Origin of the sequence: Methylocapsa acidiphila B2 (assembly GCF_000427445.1) — a bacterium.
GTDB lineage: Bacteria > Pseudomonadota > Alphaproteobacteria > Rhizobiales > Beijerinckiaceae > Methylocapsa > Methylocapsa acidiphila.
Genome location: NZ_KE386496.1, coordinates 1,621,054 through 1,642,344, shown reverse-complemented (window position 1 = coordinate 1,642,344; position 21,291 = coordinate 1,621,054). Strand labels below are relative to the sequence as shown.

Genomic DNA, 21,291 nt, shown 5'->3' with positions numbered 1-21,291 from the left:
GCCGCTTAGGGCGGCGCTCCTGTGCTCAACCTCGGTCAAAAGCTCATTTTCGCGGTCAAGACAGCGGATCGACCAGGCCCTGGGGTCGCGGAGCCGTAGCCAGAGATCGTCTCGAAATTCTTCGTGTCGGCGATATTATAGATATTCGCTTGCAGGGAGAAATTGGCGTCGATCTTATAGGTTCCAAGGAGATCGAAGCGCCAATAACCAGGAACGCGGCCTATGTCGGCGGCGGTGGTGTAGCGCGCGCCGACATAATATGCGCTGGCCCCGACGGTCAAGGCCGGCGTGATCGCATAGGTGTTGGTCAGCGCGAAAGTGTTGTGGGGGACGTTCGCGAGCTGGTTGCCCGGCTGGCTGATGAAGGCGCCGGTTGAATTGTTCACGGCGCTCGCGAGCACGCGGCCGTCCATATAGGTGTAGCCGCCGAAAATGCTCCAAGCGTCCGTCACCTTGCCGGCGATGCCGATTTCGCCGCCCTCGACGCGCGTCTTGCCGATCTGCGCATAGAGGCCCGCCGCCGAATTGATTGTCTCGATCGCATTGTTCTGGATGACTTCGAACAGCGCGCCGGTCAAGCTCAGCTTGCTGTCGAGCAGGTCGATCTTGGCGCCGAATTCGTAATTCTGGTTCGTCGTCGGCTCGAAATTCTGCTGGCCTCCGGCGAGCGTCAGGAACTCGCTCGAAGGATCGAACGATGTGCCATACACGAAATAGATGCTGGCGTTTTCGATCGGGTGAAACACGCCGCCGGAGCGCCAGCTCAGGAATTCGGTGTTGGAGCTCATGTTATAGGGCGTCGAGGAATTGATCTGGGACGCGTAAATTTTTGTTCCGGTGTACACGTTGCCGTAGTTTTGCCAGATCTTGAAAAGGTCATAGCGCAGACCGCCGAGAACCTCGAAATATTTGGTGATCTTGACCTGGTCGCTTGCGTAGACGCCGATGGTGCGCCCGAGATCATATTGGTCGGTGCTCAACGCCGGCAGCGAGCCTGGGTTGGCGGGATAGGGATCGGGATCGCCTACGTTGACGCGGTCGCCAGGGACCAAAGTCGTCCTGTATTGGTCGCGGGTCTCTTGCGACAGCTCGAGACCTGCGAGGAGCGTATGCTGCAGCAGTCCAGTGTCGAAATGACCAACTAGATCAGATTGGTTGGTCAGAAGAGAATTCTGCGTGTGATTTTGGAAATCATTCTTATTGGCGACCCATAAGTCGGCGACTGGATATTGATATGGAACCGGATTGAGCAAGGCGCCGCCGACCGGGGCGTTATAGATGTTCGGCGTGGAGCCGACCGACTGGTTGCCGATCTGAACGCCGCGAATTCTGACGAAGCGATCGATATTGGAATAGCGCGTCACATTCGTGGCTTGCCATTGCGCGTTGAAATCATGCTCGATTCGCGCGGTGACGATATGCGCGTTGACCTGCTCGGTGTCCGAGAAGCCACTCGTAAGCCGTCCGTAATAGGTATTTTTCGAAACCGGCGCCGGCTGGCCGTAGGACGTGCCGAAATAGGACCCGGGCAGGAGAGGGATGCCATAGTCGGGGATATTGTCGTCCTTTTGAAAAATATAGCTGAGCGTGCCCCGCGTATCGGGCGTCATGTGTATCGAGATCGACGGCGCGACGCCGACGCGCTTGGTGACGATGTTGTCGCGGTCGGCGACATTGGTGTCGTTGCCGAGAAGAATGATGCGGGCCGCGGTGTCTCCGAAGGTTCGATTGACGTCGGCGACAACGCGGCCCCCGGGGGCCGTGTAGCCGGACATTTCCAACGTGGTGAAATCGGCGAAGACCGGCAATTTGCTGGTCATGTTGACGACGCCGCCGGTCGAGCCCCGTCCGAACAGGAAGGACGACGGGCCCTTGAGCACTTCGATCTGCTGCACGCTGAACGTGTCTCGCGTGTACCAGCCGGGATCGCGCACGCCGTCGCGATAAAAGTCATTGCGGGCCGAATAGCCATGGATGGCGATATTGTCGCCCTGGGTGCCTCCTTCACCGCCGAAAAATGTGATGCCTGGCACGTTGTGAAGCGCTTCGACGACCGTTGAATCGTTCTGGTCCTGGATCAGCTTCTGCGGGACGACAGTGATGCTTTGCGGCGTGTCGAGAATAGGCGTCGGCAATCGCGTGAGTCCGAGCTTGCGCGGATTGAAATCGCTGCCTTGCTGGCCCCCGTCGGAACCGGCGACGTCGATTTGCTCGAGCGCGACCTCGCCGCTTTCCTGCGCCAATGCGGCGCCGCCGAGCATGACGGAAGCGAGGCCGATTGCAGCCCGCGTCAGCGGAGTCCGCGCCGTTGCGCGAATGAAATTCGAACTCGAATTGTTCGAATTATCGCGATGGTATCCAAATATGTCTCGGGTCAAGTCCTGCGACATAACGTAATCCCCCGTAATAATTTATACTTTAGACGCATTCTAAAGTATAATATCGTAATATGCTGTAGCATATATCTCGTACTAGTCACAATATACTGTGTATCTATTAAAATTGTAATAGTTCTAAACTAAATTATATTGCTTTTTTTGTGCTCCGTATATATGGAACGTCGACGGCGCATGTAGTCGTTGATTTTTTGGCAGTCGTGTATTGGGCAGATATGGACCCTCTCGCATCCCCCAACCGCCGGTCGCTCTGGCGCCGAATTCATCTCTGGATTGGGCTTGGCGCCGGCGCGTTGATCGTTCCGATTTGTTTTTCAGGCGTGTTGCTCGTGTTCGGCGAGGATATTGATCGCCTGCTCGACCCGGCGCGCTACGCGGTGAGCGGGCCGGCCATCGGGCAGGGGATCGACGTCTATCTCGCCAATGCGGAATTGGCGGCGCCCGGCGGGCGCGCCGCCACGCTGCGCTGGCCGGCGACGAGCGGGGCGCCAATCATTGTTTTCCTGCGGAGCGGCGAGGGCGAAAAGCGGACCGCGTCGGGGGCGTCCTTGCGCATGGCTTATCTCGATCCGCCGACCGGGCGCGCGCTCGGCGTCGTCGACGCGCGCGCCTCTTTCATCGGCCGCGCGCATTCGCTCCATGGGGATCTGATGCTGCCAAATCTTTCGGGTCGGCAGATCGTAGGCTTCATCGGCGTTGGGCTTCTGACGCTGGCTGTGACGGGTCTCAAGCTGTGGTGGCCGGCAAGCCGGCGATTCCTCCAGGCGCTATGGTGGCGGCGCGGCGCAAAAGTGAGCGTCAATCTCCATTATGTGCTGGGCGGTTGGATCGCTTTACCCTTGGGCTTGATGGCCTTGACCGGCGCTTATCTCGGATTTCCGCAGCAGGGGCGGGCTTTGATCGCGGCTTTCTCTGAACTATCTCCGCGTCCGATGCGCCAAGGCCCGGCGGCTGCGTTGCTGCGGCGACCGATTTTGGACCCGGACCGGGTCGTCGCCTTGGCGTTGCAAACAGGGTCCAGCTTGCGCCCGACGGCTTTGGTTTCGCCTACGGAGCAGGATGGGCTTTGGCGGGTTCAACTGAGCGACGCGGAGGATGCGTTGCGCGTCGTGACGGTCGACGACGCGACTTCGGCCGTGAAGGTCGAGCCGCCGCCGACGCGAGGAGACGGAGTCGCCGTCTGGCTGCGCCAGATCCATGAGGCGAGCCATCATGGGCCGATCTGGCGCGCAATAGGGGTCCTTTGCGGGTTGGCTCCAGCGATTTTTCTCGTCACCGGCGTCATGATGTGGCTGCGCCGCCGCTCTGCGAGAAGGTCGGCGGGCAGGCTCCGCGCGAGCGGACGTCCATTCCCGGCCGCGCCGGCGTCGCGCCGGAAGCGAGCAGAATTTTCCTTTTTTTGCGTTTCCGATGTCGTGCGGTCACGCGCTCATACGTTGAAATCCCAATGATGGTGCATATTCCAGAAGTTCTCGACCAAGATCAGCTCGCGCTATGCCGGGCCGCCATGCAGGCGGCCGCGTGGGTCGACGGGCGCGCCACGGCGGGCCATCAGTCGGCGCAGGTCAAAAACAATTTGCAATTGCCCGAGGGCGGCGCCGAGCATCGCGACCTCGGGAACATGGTGATCCGGGCGCTGCAACGCAGCCCGTTGTTCATCTCCGCGGTTCTGCCGCATACGATTTTTCCGCCTTTGTTCAATCGATATGATGAAGGGATGGCGTTCGGCGCGCATGTCGACAACGCGGTGCGTCAAACCATGGACGGCTCGATCCGCATTCGCACCGACGTGTCGGCTACGCTTTTCTTGAGCGGTCCCGAGGAGTATGACGGCGGCGAACTGACGGTCGAGGACACTTACGGCAGCCATAGCGTCAAGCTTCCGGCGGGGGATCTCGTGGTTTATCCGTCCGATAGCCTGCATTATGTGGCGCCGGTCACGCGCGGCGCGCGGCTCGCCTCTTTCTTCTGGGTGCAGAGCCTCGTCCGCGATCGCGCGCGCCGCGCGCTGCTCTTCGACCTCGACGCGGCGATCATTCGGCTGACCCGCGATGGTCCCGGCCATCCGACGTTGGTTTCGCTAACGTCCATCTATCACAATCTTCTGAGGCAATGGGTCGAAGCCTAAATTTCGTAGCCGCCGGCGTCCGGCAATCGCATGGAAGCCGCGCAAAAGCGTCGTGGAGACGCGAAGAGTTGGCGAATGTCGCAATCGAAAAGCTCGGGCGCCGGCCAGGGAACCAAACGAAAACGCGGCCGGAGAAGACTTGGGCGATGAACGAGCTGGATGGCGTCTTGGGCGCATATCCTCGCGCTTGGTTCGGGTCTGTTTTTATGATTTCATCCTCGGCATTGCTTTGGCCGAGGAAGGACCGCCGCATTTGCGCCGGGAGCATTGTTCGAATTGCGCGTAGAGAGGATTCCCGTATGAGTCGGTTGGAGAGCGTGTTCATGGACAAGGAAACTCGGCGGAGCAGTCCTTGCGCGGCTTGGATTTCGGGGGCGCAGAGCGTCGCCGCGGCGCTCGCCCTTTTATGTGTGACCCTCACGGTCTTCAGCGCCTCGGCTCAGGCGCAATCTCCGGCCTCGACTAGCGCCGAGCCTGCGGCCGTCTCCGAGCCGCATCCCGATGCAGAAGCGGCTCCGACTCGAGCGGCTGCGCCCGAAGCGGCTGCGCCCGAGGCGGCGTCGGGGGCGGTCAAGCCCGCGCTCAAGGCGGAGGCGTCGCTGCCGTCTTCGCTCCCGCGCGATTTGACGCCCTGGGGCATGTTCCGCGGCGCGGTTCCGGCCGTGAAAGCCGTCATGATCGGTCTCGCCCTTGCGTCGCTGGCGACATGGACGGTGTGGCTCGCTAAAACCATCGAGCTCTGGGCCGCGAAGCGAAAGGCGCGTAGCGGCCTTGAGACATTGGCGCATGCGGCGACCCTCAAGGAAGCCGAAAAGGAATTCGCCGAGACGCGCGGCCCTGTCGCGCGCTTGGTTTCCGCCGCCGTGGGCGAGCTTGACCGCTCCAAGGGACTTCCGCCGGATGGCGTCAAGGAGCGCGCGGTCGCGCTGCTCTCGCGCATCGAGGCGCGCGCCGGCCGAAGCATCACGCGCGGGACAGGCGTGCTCGCGACGATCGGCGCGACCGCTCCCTTCGTCGGCCTCTTCGGCACGGTCTGGGGCATTATGGACAGCTTCATCGGCATCTCGAAGACGAACACGACCAATCTCGCCGTCGTCGCGCCGGGCATCGCCGAGGCGCTCTTGGCCACGGCGATGGGATTGTTCGCCGCGATCCCGGCGGTCGTGATCTACAATGTCTTCGCCCGTGCGATCACCGGCTATCGGGCCCAGCTCGCCGACGCGTCGGCGGAAGTCCTTCGCCATCTGTCGCGCGACATTGACCGTGAGTCTCAGCCCCGGCGCAAGGAGGATTCGCCGGTGGTTCCGATACGCCAACCCGCGGAGTGACAGCGCATGGCCGTTCGCCTCGTCTCAGGTGACGATGATCTCGAGGAGACTCACGAGATCAATGTCACGCCCTTTATCGACGTCATCCTCGTCCTGCTCATCATTTTCATGGTCGCCGCGCCTTTGTCGACCGTCGACGTCAATGTCGATCTTCCGGCTTCCACGGCGCAGCCGGCGCCGCGGCCGGACAAGCCCCTTTTCCTCACCGTGAAATCAGACCTTGCCCTCGCCCTCGGCGAAGACCCGGTCGCGCGCGACGGTCTCGCCGCCGCGCTCGACGCCGCGACCGGGTTCGACCGGGAGCAGCGCGTTTTCGTTCGCGCCGACAAGGTCGTCTCCTACGGGGACATCATGGACACGATGAATCTCTTGCGCGCCGCCGGCTATTTGAAGATCGGCCTGGTCGGTCTGGAGGGGGCCGGAGGGACCGCGCCGTCGGGCTCGCCAAGTCAGGGATCTGGGCAGCCGCAGACCCAGAGCGCTCCAACGCCGGAAGCAAAGCCTTGAGGGGCCACGCAGCCGCGGTTCTTCATCATGGCGAAGACCGCTCCGTGCTGGCGTGGATCGGCGCGGCTTTTCTCATCCTCGTCCTGCACGCGAGTTTCGTCTTTTGGCTGACGCGTCGGCCGGCCGCCGACGATTCCGCGTCGACGGCTCCGGCCGTGATGATCGAGCTCGCTCCGCTGGAGGCGACCGCGCCGGCTGAGACCACCATGGACGTCGCTCCGGGTCCGCAAATGACCGAAGCGACGCCGGAAGAGGTCGAGCCGCCCGAGACGATCACGGTTCCCGATCTCGCTCCCGCGCCTAAGCCTGAGGCCGTTCTGGTGGCGGCTCCGAAACCCAAGCCGAAGCCGAAGCCTAAAAAAGTCGAGACCGTCACGCCAAAGCCTGTCGTGAAGCAGACGCATGAGCCGCCCGCGCCCCGCACGACTGCGCCGGTTCGTTCCGGCGCCACGCAGGCGGCGTCCGCGGCGCGGCAAGGCAACGCCGGCTCGAGCATGTCGAGCTCGCAATGGGGCAGCCAAGTTCGCGCCATATTGGTTCGGCACAAGCCGGGCGGAATGGGCGTAAGCGGGGTCGTCGGACTGTCGTTTTCAGTTAGCCCGTCGGGCGCACCTTACGGGGCGCGGATCTCCAGGAGTTCCGGCTCGGCGTCGCTCGATCAGGCGGCTCTGGGCATGGTTCGAAGCGCCGGCTCTTTTCCGCCTCCGCCGCCGCAGGGTCCAAACGGCGTGACCATCGCGATTAATTTCCACCCCTAGAACATGGCCGCTGCTCGGAAGCATCGGAATGCGCAGCGGCCAGTGTGGAAGACGTGACTTTTGGGGCTAAATGCGCGAGCATGTCGTCTGCTCGTTGCACATGATGCGCGAGCCGGCAGGGCTTTGCCCGTGATGCGGGAGCAAAATATCGTGATCGATCGCCGTTTCTTAGTCAGCAAAATCGGTTTCTGCGGAGTCCTGGCCGCGACAGTAGCTTTCTCGTCCGGCGCAAGCGCTGCCTTGGCCTCGAGCGCGATCGCCGCGTTGGACAAGGATCATGACGGCACGCTCGATCTTGCTGAGGTCAAGGTTGCAGCGGCCGATTATTTCGACAAGCTGAACAAGGACAGCGACGATACGCTCGATCCGAAGGAAGTCGGCGGGCGGTTGAGCAAAGGCGCCTTCAAGGCGGGCGATCCGGACAATGATGGAACCTTGTCCAAGGATGAATATCTCGCGATCGTCGAAAAGCTCTTCAAATCGGCAGATGTCGACAATGACGGCACGCTTGACGCAAAGGAGCTGCGCACCAAAGCCGGGCTGGCTCTGCTTCGCTTGATCCGGTAGCGCGCGGTTTGCCCGAGAAGGCCGATTGCCTCGCTCCTGACGGGGCGATTGGCCGCCGACTCTCGATCGCGGAAACAATGTCCCGGCCTATGCGTTGAATTGCAAAGCCAAATCGAACGTGGCTCTAGGCGTTTGCTTTCTATGGTGGGGGTGCGGAGAGATCTTCGTCCTCCCAGAGCCCGTCTTTATTTCAAGCGGATCCCGCCATGCTCTCCAAGCTTGACCAATTGAAAACCATGACGACGATCGTCGCCGATACCGGCGACATCGAATCGATTCGCGCTTTCTCGCCGGTCGATGCGACCACAAACCCCAGCCTGATCCTCAAGGCCGCCCAATTGCCGGCCTATGCGAGCCTGGTGGAAGAGGCGATCCTCTGGGGGCAGAGCCATAACCGCATGGCGAGCGAGATCGCCGACCGGCTGGTGATCAATTTCGGCGAGGAATTGACCAGGATCGTGCCCGGACGGGTCTCGACCGAGGTCGACGCCGATCTCTCCTTCGACGTTGAGGGCACGATCGCTAAGGCCCGCGCCATTATCGCGGCCTATGAAAAGCGCGGCGTCTGGCGTGACCGCATCCTCATCAAGATCGCGGCCACTTGGGAGGGCGCCAAGGCCGCGAAGATCCTGCAGGCCGAGGGAATCGACTGCAATATGACCTTGATCTTCTCGCTGGTCCAAGCCGTGGCCTGCGCGGACGCCGGGGCCTATCTGGTCTCGCCCTTTGTCGGACGAATTCTCGATTGGCACGTCAAGAATGAAGGCAAGACCTATACGGCGGAAACCGATCCGGGCGTGCTCTCGGTGCGGCAAATCTACAATTATTACAAAGCCTATGGCATGCAGACCGTGGTCATGGGCGCGTCCTTCCGCAACATTGGCGAAATCGAGGCGCTCGCGGGCTGCGATCGCTTGACCATCTCGCCGCAATTGCTCGACGAACTCGCTAAAAGCACCGGCGATCTGCCGCGCCGGCTTGATCCGCAGACTGCAGCCGCGCATCCGCCGGCGCGTCTGTCGCTCGACGAAAAGACCTTCCGCTTTATCCTCAACGAGGACGCGATGGCGACCGAGAAGCTGTCCGAGGGCATCCGGATTTTCGCCCGCGACCTCCAGGGGCTGCGAGAATTGGTGTCGAAAAGGCTGCTTGCCGCGGCGTGAGGCGGCGAGCCCGGCGGGCGATCGTCAGCCTCGCCGAGATAGGATTTTCGTATTTTTGCGGAGGGGAAGCAGATGACGATTGAACTTAAGCTTCTGGCTTGGACGGTGGCGCTCACATTCGCGCAGATGCTGTTAGCCGTCGCGGGCGCGACGAAGGAAGTCGGCCTGGACGAGCTCGTCGGCAACCGTGAATTCATGCCGAAGCTGACCGGATGGGCGGAAAGGGCGCGAAAGGCTCATCTGAACGCGCTTGAGAACCTCGCGCTGTTCGCGCCTTTGATCCTTGTCGCGCAAATCGCTGGCCGCACCAATGACACGACGGCGCTAGGCGCGGAGATCTTCTTTTTCGCGCGACTGGCCTATGCCTTGGTCTTTACGGCGGGCGTGCCTTATCTGCGCACTCTGGTCTGGACCATATCGATCGTCGGCTTGATCTTGATTTTCGGCCAGATTGTTTGACGAGGGGCAGGCGGCCAACAGAAAAAAGCCGACCAGATCGCTTCTGGCCGGCTTTTTTTTAAGTTTAGCGAGATCGTCCTTCGGCGCGGCCGAAGGACCAAGGCGCTTCAGGCCTCTTTCGTCTTTTGCGTGATCACCTGACGGCCGCGATACATGCCGGTCTTGAGATCAATGTGATGCGGACGGCGAAGCTCGCCGGAATCCTTGTCCTCGACATAGGTCGGCGCCGCGAGCGCATCCGCGGAACGGCGGAAGCCCCGCTTCATAGGAGACGTTTTGCGTTTCGGAACAGCCATTTTGCTCTCTTTGATCCCTCGTGGATGAATTCGGAAAAAGGCCGTCGGCCTCGCGCGCGTCTCATCCAATAAAACAAACAGACAAATACCCTAAGCGCCTGGGCGATCGGGTTTTGCTTGCGCGGACCCCAACACCTTTCCCGAAGAAGCCGTCTCGATCGCATCGATGGGGAAAAGGTTCAAGCATTTGAAGCTTGAGCTTTTTCTCTCCGACTGATCGACGCCGGGCGGTTGAAAGGCGCTCGAGCCCACTCTCGAAAAATCGAGTTCAGTCGGGCCTCTTACAACGAAACGCGGGCGCTGGCTATCTCGAAAAGCGTTTCATCGCACGCATTCGACGAGCGTTTCGGCCGTTTTCGCCCGCGCCATGATCCGGGCGGCGAGCCCCGCGTGCCGGCGCGTCGGCTTCGCCGGATCGCGTCGGCGCGGGTTCGGCAATGCGGTTGCGAGCAGGGCCGCTTCGGCGGCGTCGAGCCTGTCCGCGCTCTTGTGGAAATAGCGCCGCGCAGCGGCTTCGGCGCCGAAAACGCCGTCGCCCCATTCGGCGATGTTCAAATAGACTTCGAGCACGCGTCTCTTGGGCCAAGCCATGTTCAGAAGCAGCGCCGTCGGAATTTCGATTCCCTTGCGGATAAAGGATCGGGACGGCCACAGGAAAAGATTCTTGGCGGTCTGCATGGTGATGGTCGAGGCGCCGCGCGAAGGCCCCTCTTCGTCGGCCGCATCGACGACTTCCCGAAGCGCTCCCCAATCAACGCCGTCGTTGCGGCAAAACTGGGCGTCCTCCGAGACGATGACGGCGGTGCGCAGGGCGGGCGAGATCCGCTCGAGGGGAACATAGATGCGCTCCGCCGGCTCGCCCTCGGCCCAGCGCCCGAGCATCAGCGTGGAGATCGGGGGTACGAAACGATATGCGGCGATCAGGGCTATGACGCAGAGGCCGAGCGCCACTATGAGGCTCAAGACGATTTTGGCGAGCGTTCCGACGACGCCGGTTCGGCCGGATCTCGAGGACATAGGCGAGCCTAATCGAGGACATGGGCGAGCCTTGACCGATCTCGTCCGATCGGGCAAGCCCAGCCGCGACTTTATTGGCGGGCGGCGTCAGGCCGATCTGGGCGCTTCCGCGTCGACGCCACGCCAGTCGCGGGATTAATCGGAAGGATCGCAAAAAATGACGCATGGCGGAGCGACGGCCGAATTCGAGGCGCGATTGAACGCAGTCGCCGCCGCGATCGAAAGCCTGCTCGATCGGCTCCTCGGCGCATCGCCGCTTCCGGGCGAGACCACGCGGCCGGCGCGCTTCCTCGAGGCCATGCGTTATTCGAGCCTCGGCGGAGGCAAGAGGCTCCGGCCCTTCCTGCTGGTCGAGACCGCGCGGCTCTTTGGCGTGGAAGGCGAGGGGGTGTTGCGCGCCGCCGCGGCGCTCGAGATGATCCATTGCTATTCGCTCGTGCATGACGATCTGCCGGCGCTCGACAATGACGATCTGCGCCGCGGCCGGCCGACTACGCATAAGGCCTTCGACGAAGCGACCGCCATTCTTGTCGGCGACGGCCTCTTGACTTACGCCTTTGACGTGACGGCGGACCCCGCCACGCATGCCGATCCCACGATCCGCGCGGATCTTGTGCTGTCGCTGGCGCGGGCGGCCGGCCTCGGTGGCATGATCGGCGGCCAGGTGCTCGATCTCGAGGCGGAACACGCGCGGGAGCCACATCGGCCGGAGGCGGTGATCGAGCTTCAAGCCATGAAGACCGGGGCCTTGTTGCATTACGCCGTCATGGCCGGCGCGATCATCGCCGGGGCAAGCGCCGAGGCCAAGGCTGCGCTTTCTGAATATGGCCTTGCGCTCGGCGCCGCTTTCCAGGTCGCCGACGACATTCTCGACGTCGAGGCCGATGAGGCGGCGCTCGGCAAGCGGGCCGGCAAGGACGCCGAGCGCAATAAGGCGACCCTGGTCGCGGCCTTAGGCCTTGAGGCCGCGCGGGAGAGGCGCGACAGGCTCGCGGCGGCCGCGATCGCCGCCCTTGACGGTTTTCCGCAGGGGGCCGGCGCATCCATTTTGAAGGAGACGGCGCGTTTCGTCGCCGCCCGCAAAAACTGAGGTCGTGTCTCTGTGACGCCAAAGGAGCTGCGCATGCGTTTCCTCCGCCACTTGCGCATCGTGCGAGGCCATCCGCGCCTTTTTCTGGGCGTCGCGGCCGCCGCCGTCACCGGGTTCGTCCTGCCCCACGCCGTTCACCTCAGCACGCGTCTTTTGATCGCCTGGAATGTCGGCTCCTGGCTCTATTTCATCACGTCCTTTTGGCTTATGGCTCACGCCAACGAGGCGACGATGCGCCGCCGCGCGAAGGCGAGCGATGAGGGACGGTTCTTCATTCTGGTGCTGACCAGCCTCGCCGGATTCGCTTCCATCGGCGCCATCGTCGCCCAGCTCGCCTCGGTCAAGGAGATGTCCGGGCTCCTGAAGGGCCTCCATATCGCGCTTGCGGGAACGACGATCGTCAGCGCCTGGACCTTTATCCATCTGACCTACGCCTTTCACTATGCGCATGAATATTTTGATGAGCCAAAGCCCGATTCGGCCGAAGCGTCCAGATATGCCGGCGGCTTGAAGTTTCCTGGGACGCCCACGCCGGATTATTTCGACTTTCTCTATTTTTCCTACATTATCGGGGTCGCCTCGCAGACCGCCGACGTGGAAATTACCGCCAAGGAAATGCGTAGAGTTTCGCTGGTGCATTCCATTCTGGCGTTTTTCTTCAACAGCGCGATCCTGGCCCTGACGATCAATATCGCGGCGGGGCTGATTTGAGAGGGTGAGATCCGCTTGTGAAACGAAGCGGATACTGACCCTTGCTGACCTGCATGTCTCTGAAGAGCGGTTCCTAGACGTTCTGCTTCCCCGGGAGCAGGCAAGGCGACAGCAGACATTCGGCGCATAGCCCGTTGGCCGTATGCAATCCGGCAGCTTTCGATCGCACGCCTAGAGATAGCGGGCCATTGAACGCATCTGCCGACTCGCTCCCCCCGTTCCGTCGACACATTGCGCGATCAGCCGGTCGTCATGTCCCCGCCAACTCCAAATATTCAGGAAACCTGATTAGATTAACTTGACAGGTTACCTGTCTAAATATTAAACGGTCCGACATGGACGTCGCACCGAACACTCAACAGATCATAAGCGCCTCAGCCTTGGCGCAGGACCTCCGCGCCTTGCTCGGCAAGCTGAAGCGCCGGCTGCGCGAGCAGGCGCACGTAGGAGATCTGACGCCGTCCCAGGTGTCCGTGCTCTTGCGCCTGGAAAAGGAAGGCTCGGCGACAGCATCGGGCCTTGCCCGAGCGGAGGGCATGCGACCGCAGTCCATGGCTGCAGTCATCGCTGCGCTGGAAGGCGCTGGACTGGTCAGCGGGGCGCCCGACCCGAACGACGGCCGGCAAAGCCTTCTCTCGCTTACGGACGCCTGCCGCAAATGGGTTCGGGACGGGCGAGCGGCGCGGCAGGATTGGCTGTCCCGCACCATCCAGGCCCGCCTTTCCCTGCAGGAACAAGCTGAACTCGCAAAGGCCGTCGAGCTGCTCAAGCGGCTCGTCGATGACTGACGATTCGGCTTGTCGGCCGACCAGGGCATCGAAATTTTAATGGAAAATCCCAATGGCGCTGACCACGCTTGATTCGAACACCGCCCTGATCATCGTTGACCTGCAGAAGGGCGTCGTCGGTCTTTCGGCTATTCCCCTGATTGGCGACATCATCGAGCGGGCTCGGGCGTTGGCCGACGCTTTCCGCGAGCGCGACCTGCCGGTGGTGCTCGTTAACGTCGCCGGCGGTGCGCCGGGGCGAACGGAGCAGCCGCGTCAAACGGGTCCCCGTCCGGATGGGTGGACCGACCTCATTCCGGAGCTAAATCAACAACCCCAGGACATCGCGGTGACCAAGCGGACGTGGGGCGCCTTCGCCAGCACGGATCTCGAAGCATTGTTGAAAGCGCGGGACGTCACCCAAGTGGTGATCGCGGGCGTTGCGACGGGGACCGGCGTCGAGTCGACGGCGCGCCAAGCCTATGAGGCGGGTTTCAATGTCACCCTCGCCGTCGACGCCATGACCGACATGCGTCCCGAGGCTCACGTCTACAGCATCAGGAACGTCTTTCCGCGACTCGGTGAAACCGGCGTGACGCAGAAGATCATCGACCTCCTACCCACAAGGAGCGCATAAGATGCCGTGGCTTTCTCTCCTGTCCTATTTCTTTGGCGGCGCGTTCTTTGCGAACGCGGTCCCGCATTTCGTCAGCGGCATGATGGGAAGGTCGTTCCAGAGTCCGTTCGCCAAGCCGCCGGGACAGGGGCTCTCCTCGTCGACCGTCAACGTTCTTTGGGGCTTTTTCAATATTGTCATCGGCTATCTGCTCGTCTGTCGCGTCGGCGATTTTGGATTGAAGAACACAGGCGACGTCCTTGCCTGCGGCGCTGGCGCCCTCCTGATCGCGCTTTTTTCCGCCCGACACTTTGGCCGCTTCTACGGCGGCAACCTGCCGGAGCGTCTATGAAGGCCCCATTTTCGGGCGTCTTGCGGTCCCTCCGAGGTTTCAACTTTCGAATCTGGGCGGCCGGCGCCTTTATCTCCAACGTCGGCACCTGGATGCAGCGGACGGCCCAGAACTGGCTAGTGTTCACCCAGCTCACGCATCACGACGCTTCGGCCGTCGGCTTGGTCATGGCGCTGCAGTTCGGGCCGCAGCTTCTTCTCCTGCCTTGGACGGGCTTCGCCGCCGACCATTTCAACCAGCGTAAGCTTCTGGTCGCAACACAGGCGGCGATGGGCGGTCTCGCCCTGGCGCTGGGGGCGCTTACCATCGCCAACGTCGTCCAACTCTGGCACGTGTATATCTTCGCTTTCTTGTTCGGCAGCGCCGCGGCCTTCGATGCGCCCGTGCGCCAAACTTTCGTCGCGGAGTTAGTTGGGGACGAGGACTTGCACAATGCGGTGGCGCTCAACTCGACCTCGTTCAACGCCGCGCAGATGATCGGGCCGGCCGTCGCTGGGGTGGTCATCGCCGGGATCGGGACCGGCTGGGCCTTCCTCATCAATGGCGTCTCCTTCGCCGCCGTGCTGATCTCCCTCGCGTTCCTGCGCGTGGCCGAGCTTCATCCGAACGCAAGGGCGCCCCGCGCCAAGGGAAGCTTCACCGAAGGGTTCCGCTATGTGTGGGGGCGCCCAGACCTCAAGGCGATCCTGGTCATGCTATTCCTGATCGGGACCTTCGGCCTGAACTTTCCGATCTTCGTCTCGACGATGGCGGTCAGCGTGTTCCACGCCGACGCACGAGGATACGGCCTTTTGTCGTCGATCATGGCTATCGGCACGGTGGCGGGCGCGTTGTTGGGCGCCGGCCGCGATAGACCGCGGTTCGGCCTATTGCTGATCGGCGCCGGGGTCTTCGGGCTCGGCTGCACACTGGCCGCTCTTGCATCCGGCTATTGGTTCTTCGCCGGCGCGCTCGCCATCATTGGCGCGTCCGCCTTGACCTTCACGAACACCACGAACAGCCTGATGCAGCTCTCGACCGAGCCCGTCATGCGCGGAAGGGTGATGGCGCTGCGCGTCGGCATTGCGCTCGGGGGCACGCCAATCGGCGCGCCGCTCGTTGGTTGGGTCGCCGACGATTTTGGCCCCCGCTGGGCCCTCGGCGTCGGCGCGGCTTCAGGTTTCGCTGCGGCGATCGTGGCCATTTACGCCTTGGCTCGCCCGGGACCACGACCTTCGGTCTGATTGCCCTTGCCTCGGATCCTCCTTGCGAACGTCAACTATCGGATACGCGCAGTTGTTCAAGATCTGCGATCAGCCCAGGTCCAGTCGGTTCCCATCCGAGCTGTGTCCGCGTCTGCGCGCTGGAGGCGGGCATATCGAATGCGGTAAACATGCTGAGCCAGCCAAAAAAGGCCTTGGCCTCTTCCGCAGGGATAGATTTGACCGGCAGCTTCAGGCGCCGACCAATGGCTTCCGCAATATCGCGCATCGAGACGCCCTCTTCCGCGACGGCGTGGTATTTTGCGTTCGGCTCAGCCTTTTCGATCGCCAGCCTGTAGAGACGCGCGACGTCGAGAACATGCGCCGCCGGCCAGCGATTGCGTCCATCGCCGATATAGGCGCACACGCCCTTTTCGCGGTACATCTCGATCGCAGGGATGATGAGACCCTGCTTGACCGGGTCGTGGACTTGGGGAAGGCGCATGACCGAGGCGCGGACGCCCTTCAGCGATAGGGCCGTCTGTTCCGAAACACGGGGGAATGGGAAATCCGGCGATATCACGTCATCTTCGGTCGCAACCTGACCGGGCCCAGCTAATCCCGCCAACCCCCCTGTAACAATGAGGGGCCTGTCGGAACCTGCCAGAACGGAACCCAAGGCTTCAATGGTGCGGTGGTCGATCTCGCAATTCTCCGCGAATTTCGACCAGTCGTGGATGAAGGCCAGATGAATGACGGCATCAGAAGCGCTTGCCCCCTGACGCAAGCTGTCAAGGTCTTCAAGCGAACCGCGAAGAACATCCGCGCCGAGAGCCGCCAGGGATTTTTCCCCTTCCTCCGAACGGGCCATGCCGAGAACCATATGTCCGGCGGCGATCAGTTCCTTGACGGTGGGAATGCCTATGAATCCGGTTGCGCCGGTGACGAAAACACGCATGAGCAGATCTCCAGGGTTCGTTCGAGGCAAATATCGGCTCGCGTCGTATTCTGGTAAAGTAGTGAGCTTATCATAGTAAAATGGCTAACAGGATGAGCGAGAATCAGGCTACCGAGAACCTGTTCGGGACCTATTTGCGGGACCGCCGCGCCAAGCTCGATCCGGCCGCTCTCGGCTTTCCGTCGGAGCGTCGCCGCACCCTCGGCCTGCGCCGCGAGGAAGTGGCGCAGCGCGCCAACATCAGCCCAACCTGGTACACATGGCTCGAACAAGGCCGCGGCGGCGCGCCCTCGGCCGACGTGCTCGACCGCATCGCCCGCGCGCTGATGCTGACAGAGGTCGAGCGCGAACACCTCTTCCTGCTCGGCCTCGGGCGCCCGCCCGAGGCCCGCTACCGGGAGAACGAAGGCGTCACGCCGCGACTGCAGCGCGTCCTCGACGCGTTGGACCCGAGCCCCGCGCTCATTCGGACGGCGATCTGGAACGTGGTCGCCTGGAATCGGGCGGCTGCCGTTATGCTGGGCGACTATGGCTCGTTGCCGCCGCATCAGCGCAATGTCCTGCGCATCATCTTCCTCGACCCGCGCGCCCGAGCTATGCAACACGACTGGGAGAGCGTGGCGCGCCATGTGGTGGGCGCGTTCCGGGCGGAGGCGGCTCGTGCAGGCGCCTCGGCGGAGATTGAGCCTCTCGTTGATGAACTCCGCCAGCTCAGTCCCGAGTTCAGGGCGATGTGGCGCGACAACGACGTCCGCGGCGCCCATGGCGGAGCCGTCAAGCACATACGCCACCCGGTTCTCGGCCCGCTCGCCTTTGAATACTCGGCCTTTGCGGTCGACGGCCGGACGGATCTCAGCATGGTGGTCTATAATCCGGCGACGCCGGAGGACGCTGAGCGGATCAAGTCATTGCTTGCCTAAACCGCCATTGCAGCCGAGCCGGACGTGTGGGACTGCCGCCAATGCCGCTAAAGATTGTGCTAAGAAGCCGCCTGCCTTCGCGCCAATTGAAATCTCCGCGATTCTGCGTCATGTTGAGCGGGCGTCCGGTCCTGCGATCGGCGCCCATAGAGGATCGAAACGCTGATACCCACGATTCTTAGAGGGGCGGCGCCCAAGCCGCGCCGCGCGGTCCAAGCTCAGGCGGAGCTCGAGGCCGACTCACTCGTGCGGACCATCTTGACCTGTCTCGACGATTCCAAAGCCGAAGACATCGTCTCCATCGACCTGCACGGCAAGACAAGCTTGGCCGACACGATGATCGTCGCGACCGGCCGCTCCAACATTCATGTCGGGGCGATCGCCGACCGCGTCATCAAGGCGTTCAAGGAAAACAGCGCGACTGCGCCCCGCGTCGAAGGCCTGCAGAATTGCGACTGGGTTTTGGTCGATGGCGGCGACGTCATCGTCCATATCTTCAAGCCCGAGGTCCGGCAATTCTACAATCTCGAAAAAATGTGGGGCATGGACCGGCCGGGCGAGCGCCGCGCCGGGTGAGCTTCCACATTTGATAAGTGGTTTGGCCGATGCGTCTCATGCTGGCCTGCGTCGGCCGGGCCAAGGCGGGCCCTGAGCGTGAGCTCGCCCTGCGTTATGTGGAGCGGGCGGCGGCGGCGGGTCGCGCGATCGGCTTCACCGCGCTCGAAGTCCGCGAGATCGAGGAAAGTCGCGCCCGCCGCGCCGACGATCGCAAGGAGGAAGAGGCCAAGGCCTTGCGCGCCTTGCTCGCGCCTTGCGCCGCGGTGATCGCCTTCGACGAGGGCGGCAAGCTCGCCTCGAGCCGCGATTTCGCCGCCGATCTCGGCAGGCGGCGCGACGAGGGCGTCGCCGGCCTGGGGTTCGTCATCGGCGGGCCGGATGGGCTGGCGGAGAGCTTTCGCGCCTCGGCCGCGCTGGTTCTCTCTTTCGGACGGATGAGCTTTCCGCATCAGATCGCCCGCATTCTCGCCGCCGAGCAGATCTATCGCGCGGCGACCATCCTTTCCAATCACCCCTATCATCGCGATTGATCGGGCGCTGTGCGCCCGAATGCAGCGCTGCCTAACCTTCCGCACATTAAACAGGATCAATTAGGGCATAGCTGCACGCCGCCAAATTGGAGGAATCGGCCGCGGCGCCCCGTTGCGGCCATTTTCCGGATTCATTGTCGATTCGATGGCGAACCGAAACGAGTCACGTGCCGACAGGATTTGAGGTCGACTCCAGCCGAGCGACGACAGCGCCGAGCCGACGGCTCGCTCGCGCGGCCTCCTGGGCGCCTTGGGCTCTGGCGCCGCTCGCGGCCGCCTCATTCGCCGCGCCGCCGGCGCCGCAAAACGCCGTCGACAAAGCCTCTGAGCTCAGCAGCCATAAGGTCGAGCTTCGCGGCATGCAGGATTCGCTCGAAGCCTCTGAGGCGCAGCGGCGCGAGATCGAGGCCGAGATCGCGGCGATCCGCACCGATCGTGGAAAGCTCGAGGCGGCGCTGGTCGAGACCACCCGAAGCGTCGCGGGGACCGAGGCCAAGATCGGCGAGGCCGAGGCGCGGCTCGATGCGCTCGTGGGCGGCGAAGAGGCGATCAAACGCTCTCTCGCGAGCCGCCGATCGGTGATCGCCGAGGTTCTGGCGGCTTTGCAGCGCATGGGCCGCAAGCCGCCGCCGGCGCTTCTCGTGGCTCCGGACGATATGCTGCAGGCGGTGCGGACCTCTATGCTGCTCGGCGCTGTCTTGCCTGAGATGCGCGCCGAAACCGAGGCGCTTTCCGCCGATCTATCGGACCTGCTGCAGCTGCGGCAATCCATTGCAATCGAGAAGGATGGGCTCGCCGTCGATGCGGAGAAGCTTCGCGCCGATCGTCAACGCCTCGCGGCGCTGATCGGGGCGCGTCAGTCCGCGCTCACGGCCGCCGAGAAGGCCCTCGGCGCCGAGCGCGACCGCGCCATGGAACTCGCCAAGCAGGCGGCCACGCTGAAGGATCTCATCGCGCGGATGGAGAGCGAGGTCGCGGCCGCGGCGCGGGGCGCGGAGGCGGCCCGGCGCGCTGATGAAGCGCGGCTAGCCGCCGAGAGCGCGAAATCGCCCGAGGCGCGGCGGAAATTGGCGCTGGCGCCCTTCAAGGACCCCGCGAGGCTTGCGCCGGCGACATCTTTCGTCGAAACGAAAGGCCTGCTGCCGATGCCGGTCTCGGGAACGCTGCAGCGGGGTTTCGGCGCCCCAGACGGGTTCGGCGCGGCCGAGAAGGGGATGCTCGTCGCGACGAGGGCCGAGGCCATTGTCGCCTCGCCTTGCGACGGATGGGTTGCTTTCGCCGGGCCCTATCGAACTTATGGCCAACTTTTGATCGTCAACGCGGGGCAGGGCTACTATATAGTTCTTGCGGGGATGGACCGGATCAACGTAAACGTAGGGCAGTTCATCCTCGCCGGCGAGCCCGTTGCGGTCATGGGCGATGGATCGGCCAGAACAGCGGCGGCCGTCGCTCTTGGAGCCGCCCAACCCATCCTCTATATCGAATTTCGTAAAGACGGGGCGGCGATTGATCCGGGCCCATGGTGGGCGAAGCCGGAATTACAGAAGGTTCGCGGATAATGCGGAAAGTCTCTCTCGTAGTTCTCGGCGCGGCATTGGGCGCGTCCCTCGTTGCGTTCGAGACAAAGACGGCCTGGCTCTTTCCGGAGGGATCGGCCAAGGCGGCCGCCTCCGACACTTATCGCAATCTCAATCTCTTCGGCGACGTGTTCGAGAAAATCCGCTCGGATTATGTCGAGAAGCCCGATGAGCAGAAGCTTGTCGAGGCGGCGATCAACGGCATGCTGGGCTCGCTCGATCCGCATTCGAGCTATATGGACGCCAAGAGCTTCCGCGACATGCAAGTGCAGACCCGCGGCGAGTTCGGCGGGCTCGGCATCGAGGTGACGCAGGAAGACGGCTTGATCAAGGTCGTGACGCCGATCGACGACACGCCGGCCTCGCGCGCCGGAATCCAGTCTGGCGACATCATCACCGCCATCGACGAGGAAAACGTGCAGGGCCTGAGCCTGAACCAGGCCGTCGACAAGATGCGCGGCGCGCCGAACACCGCCGTGACCTTGAAGATACTTCGCGGCGCGAACAAGGACCCGCAGGACGTCAAGCTCACGCGCGCCGTGATCCAGATCAAATCTGTTCGCGAGCATCAGGAAGGCGACGACGTCGGCTATATCCGCATCACCCAGTTTAATGAGCAGACCTTCGAAGGCGTCCGCAACGCCATGCTGAAGTTCCAGTCGGAAATCCCGGCCGACAAGTTCAAGGGCTATATACTCGATCTGCGCAACAATCCGGGCGGCTTGCTCGATCAGTCGATCGCCGTGGCCAATTGCTTCCTCGACCGCGGCGAGATCGTCTCGACGCGCGGGCGCAACGCCGAGGAATCGATGCGCTATAACGCCCGTCCGGGCGATCTCTCCAAAGGCAAGCCTCTGGTGATCCTGATCAATGGCGGTTCGGCCTCGGCCTCGGAGATCGTCGCCGGCGCTTTGCAGGACCATAAGCGTGCGACCGTTCTCGGCACGCGTTCCTTCGGCAAGGGGTCTGTGCAGACGATCATCCCGCTTGGCCAGAACAATGGCGCGGTGCGGTTGACGACGGCGCGCTATTACACGCCTTCGGGCCGTTCGATCCAGGCCAAGGGCATCGATCCGGACGTGATCGTCCTGCAGGACGTGCCGGACGAGTTCAAGGGCAAGGATGACACAAAGGGCGAAGCGTCGCTCAAGGGCCATCTGAAGAACGGCGAAGATGAGAAGGGCGGATCGCAAGCCTATGTGCCGCCGAACGCCAAAGACGATAAGCAATTGGCCGCCGCGCTCGACATTTTGCGCAACGGCCCCAAGGCGTCGAATAAAGTCACCGCTGCCCCTGTCAATGAGCCTGTGAAGGCTCAGAACTGAGGCTCGAGCTCTTTCGCGCGCTCTGCGGACGCGCTTGCTGCTTTGGACGTCGGATCGTTGATCCGACGTCCTTTTAATTTTTTCCGC

23 protein-coding genes are annotated in these 21,291 nt (G+C 62.7%); 19 read left to right on the top strand and 4 right to left on the bottom strand.

Features of this window, described 5'->3' with window-relative positions; all coding sequences use genetic code 11:
* Nucleotides 1–35: 35 nt before the first annotated feature.
* Nucleotides 36–2,390, bottom strand: coding sequence for a TonB-dependent receptor (locus METAC_RS0109810; RefSeq protein ID WP_026606883.1), 2,355 nt, complete (start codon nucleotides 2,388–2,390; stop codon nucleotides 36–38).
* 221 nt (nucleotides 2,391–2,611) lie between these two features.
* Here METAC_RS0109810 and METAC_RS0109805 point away from each other — a divergent pair, with 221 nt between their 5' ends.
* The 8 genes from METAC_RS0109805 (at nucleotide 2,612) to METAC_RS0109770 (ending at nucleotide 9,306) form a co-directional block, all read left to right on the top strand.
* Nucleotides 2,612–3,847 carry a PepSY-associated TM helix domain-containing protein gene (locus METAC_RS0109805; RefSeq protein ID WP_026606882.1) on the top strand — a complete coding sequence of 412 codons (1,236 nt, stop codon included), beginning with the start codon at nucleotides 2,612–2,614 and terminating at the stop codon, nucleotides 3,845–3,847.
* Nucleotides 3,844–4,524: a Fe2+-dependent dioxygenase gene (locus METAC_RS0109800; RefSeq protein ID WP_026606881.1), complete on the top strand. Its 681-nt coding sequence runs from the start codon at nucleotides 3,844–3,846 to the stop codon at nucleotides 4,522–4,524. The genes METAC_RS0109805 and METAC_RS0109800 overlap by 4 nt, the downstream gene beginning before the upstream one ends.
* A 308-nt stretch (nucleotides 4,525–4,832) precedes the next feature.
* Nucleotides 4,833–5,852, top strand: a complete 1,020-nt coding sequence (gene exbB, locus METAC_RS0109795; RefSeq protein ID WP_425338930.1) for a tonB-system energizer ExbB — start codon at nucleotides 4,833–4,835, stop codon at nucleotides 5,850–5,852.
* Nucleotides 5,853–5,858: 6 nt separating this feature from the next.
* Nucleotides 5,859–6,359: a TonB system transport protein ExbD gene (exbD, locus tag METAC_RS0109790; RefSeq protein WP_026606879.1), complete on the top strand. Its 501-nt coding sequence runs from the start codon at nucleotides 5,859–5,861 to the stop codon at nucleotides 6,357–6,359.
* Complete coding sequence (locus tag METAC_RS25180) at nucleotides 6,356–7,117, top strand: TonB family protein (protein WP_051335497.1); 762 nt, start codon at nucleotides 6,356–6,358, stop codon at nucleotides 7,115–7,117. Before exbD ends, METAC_RS25180 begins: the two co-directional genes overlap by 4 nt.
* Before the next feature lie 132 nt (nucleotides 7,118–7,249).
* A complete protein-coding gene (gene lanM / locus METAC_RS0109780) occupies nucleotides 7,250–7,684 on the top strand; it encodes a lanmodulin LanM (protein WP_084143555.1) in 435 nt (144 codons plus the stop codon).
* A 206-nt stretch (nucleotides 7,685–7,890) separates the two neighbouring features.
* The gene (tal, locus tag METAC_RS0109775; RefSeq protein ID WP_026606877.1) at nucleotides 7,891–8,847 is read left to right on the top strand and encodes a transaldolase; all 957 of its coding nucleotides are present in this window, start codon (nucleotides 7,891–7,893) and stop codon (nucleotides 8,845–8,847) included.
* Between the two features lie 72 nt (nucleotides 8,848–8,919).
* A complete protein-coding gene (locus METAC_RS0109770) occupies nucleotides 8,920–9,306 on the top strand; it encodes an MAPEG family protein (RefSeq protein WP_026606876.1) in 387 nt (128 codons plus the stop codon).
* A 107-nt stretch (nucleotides 9,307–9,413) separates the two neighbouring features.
* Here METAC_RS0109770 and rpmF read toward each other — a convergent pair whose 3' ends face one another.
* Both rpmF and mtgA read right to left on the bottom strand, forming a co-directional pair.
* Nucleotides 9,414–9,602, bottom strand: a complete 189-nt coding sequence (gene rpmF / locus METAC_RS0109765) for a 50S ribosomal protein L32 (protein ID WP_026606875.1) — start codon at nucleotides 9,600–9,602, stop codon at nucleotides 9,414–9,416.
* Nucleotides 9,603–9,923: 321 nt separating this feature from the next.
* Nucleotides 9,924–10,619, bottom strand: coding sequence for a monofunctional biosynthetic peptidoglycan transglycosylase (mtgA, locus tag METAC_RS0109755; protein ID WP_051335496.1), 696 nt, complete (start codon nucleotides 10,617–10,619; stop codon nucleotides 9,924–9,926).
* A 157-nt stretch (nucleotides 10,620–10,776) separates the two neighbouring features.
* Between mtgA and METAC_RS0109750 the strand changes: the two genes are divergently transcribed.
* The 6 genes from METAC_RS0109750 to METAC_RS0109725 all read left to right on the top strand — a co-directional run bounded on the left by METAC_RS0109750 (nucleotide 10,777) and on the right by METAC_RS0109725 (nucleotide 15,378).
* Nucleotides 10,777–11,709 carry a polyprenyl synthetase family protein gene (locus METAC_RS0109750; protein ID WP_026606873.1) on the top strand — a complete coding sequence of 311 codons (933 nt, stop codon included), beginning with the start codon at nucleotides 10,777–10,779 and terminating at the stop codon, nucleotides 11,707–11,709.
* A gap of 33 nt (nucleotides 11,710–11,742) precedes the next feature.
* A complete protein-coding gene (locus METAC_RS0109745) occupies nucleotides 11,743–12,420 on the top strand; it encodes a DUF1345 domain-containing protein (protein WP_036256273.1) in 678 nt (225 codons plus the stop codon).
* Between the two features lie 335 nt (nucleotides 12,421–12,755).
* Nucleotides 12,756–13,208 (top strand): MarR family winged helix-turn-helix transcriptional regulator, encoded by a 453-nt coding sequence (locus METAC_RS0109740; protein ID WP_036255440.1) that lies wholly within the window; start codon nucleotides 12,756–12,758, stop codon nucleotides 13,206–13,208.
* A 52-nt stretch (nucleotides 13,209–13,260) separates the two neighbouring features.
* The gene (locus METAC_RS0109735) at nucleotides 13,261–13,824 is read left to right on the top strand and encodes an isochorismatase family protein (RefSeq protein WP_026606870.1); all 564 of its coding nucleotides are present in this window, start codon (nucleotides 13,261–13,263) and stop codon (nucleotides 13,822–13,824) included.
* 1 nt (nucleotide 13,825) lies between these two features.
* The gene (locus tag METAC_RS0109730) at nucleotides 13,826–14,155 is read left to right on the top strand and encodes a hypothetical protein (RefSeq protein WP_026606869.1); all 330 of its coding nucleotides are present in this window, start codon (nucleotides 13,826–13,828) and stop codon (nucleotides 14,153–14,155) included.
* On the top strand, nucleotides 14,152–15,378 hold the full coding sequence (locus METAC_RS0109725) for an MFS transporter (RefSeq protein WP_026606868.1): 1,227 nt from the start codon (nucleotides 14,152–14,154) through the stop codon (nucleotides 15,376–15,378). The genes METAC_RS0109730 and METAC_RS0109725 overlap by 4 nt, the downstream gene beginning before the upstream one ends.
* Before the next feature lie 31 nt (nucleotides 15,379–15,409).
* On the opposite strand, the gene METAC_RS0109720 is transcribed toward METAC_RS0109725, so the two are convergent.
* The gene (locus tag METAC_RS0109720) at nucleotides 15,410–16,294 is read right to left on the bottom strand and encodes an SDR family oxidoreductase (protein ID WP_026606867.1); all 885 of its coding nucleotides are present in this window, start codon (nucleotides 16,292–16,294) and stop codon (nucleotides 15,410–15,412) included.
* Nucleotides 16,295–16,386: 92 nt separating this feature from the next.
* Between METAC_RS0109720 and METAC_RS0109715 the strand changes: the two genes are divergently transcribed.
* The 5 genes from METAC_RS0109715 to METAC_RS0109695 all read left to right on the top strand — a co-directional run bounded on the left by METAC_RS0109715 (nucleotide 16,387) and on the right by METAC_RS0109695 (nucleotide 21,204).
* Nucleotides 16,387–17,214, top strand: coding sequence for a helix-turn-helix transcriptional regulator (locus METAC_RS0109715; RefSeq protein WP_026606866.1), 828 nt, complete (start codon nucleotides 16,387–16,389; stop codon nucleotides 17,212–17,214).
* A 246-nt stretch (nucleotides 17,215–17,460) separates the two neighbouring features.
* Nucleotides 17,461–17,790: a ribosome silencing factor gene (gene rsfS, locus METAC_RS0109710; RefSeq protein WP_245257458.1), complete on the top strand. Its 330-nt coding sequence runs from the start codon at nucleotides 17,461–17,463 to the stop codon at nucleotides 17,788–17,790.
* 29 nt (nucleotides 17,791–17,819) lie between these two features.
* Nucleotides 17,820–18,302: a 23S rRNA (pseudouridine(1915)-N(3))-methyltransferase RlmH gene (rlmH, locus tag METAC_RS0109705; RefSeq protein WP_026606864.1), complete on the top strand. Its 483-nt coding sequence runs from the start codon at nucleotides 17,820–17,822 to the stop codon at nucleotides 18,300–18,302.
* Nucleotides 18,303–18,469: 167 nt separating this feature from the next.
* A complete protein-coding gene (locus tag METAC_RS23130; protein WP_245257457.1) occupies nucleotides 18,470–19,861 on the top strand; it encodes a murein hydrolase activator EnvC family protein in 1,392 nt (463 codons plus the stop codon).
* Nucleotides 19,861–21,204, top strand: a complete 1,344-nt coding sequence (locus tag METAC_RS0109695) for a S41 family peptidase (RefSeq protein ID WP_051335495.1) — start codon at nucleotides 19,861–19,863, stop codon at nucleotides 21,202–21,204. The genes METAC_RS23130 and METAC_RS0109695 overlap by 1 nt, the downstream gene beginning before the upstream one ends.
* Nucleotides 21,205–21,291 lie beyond the last annotated feature (87 nt).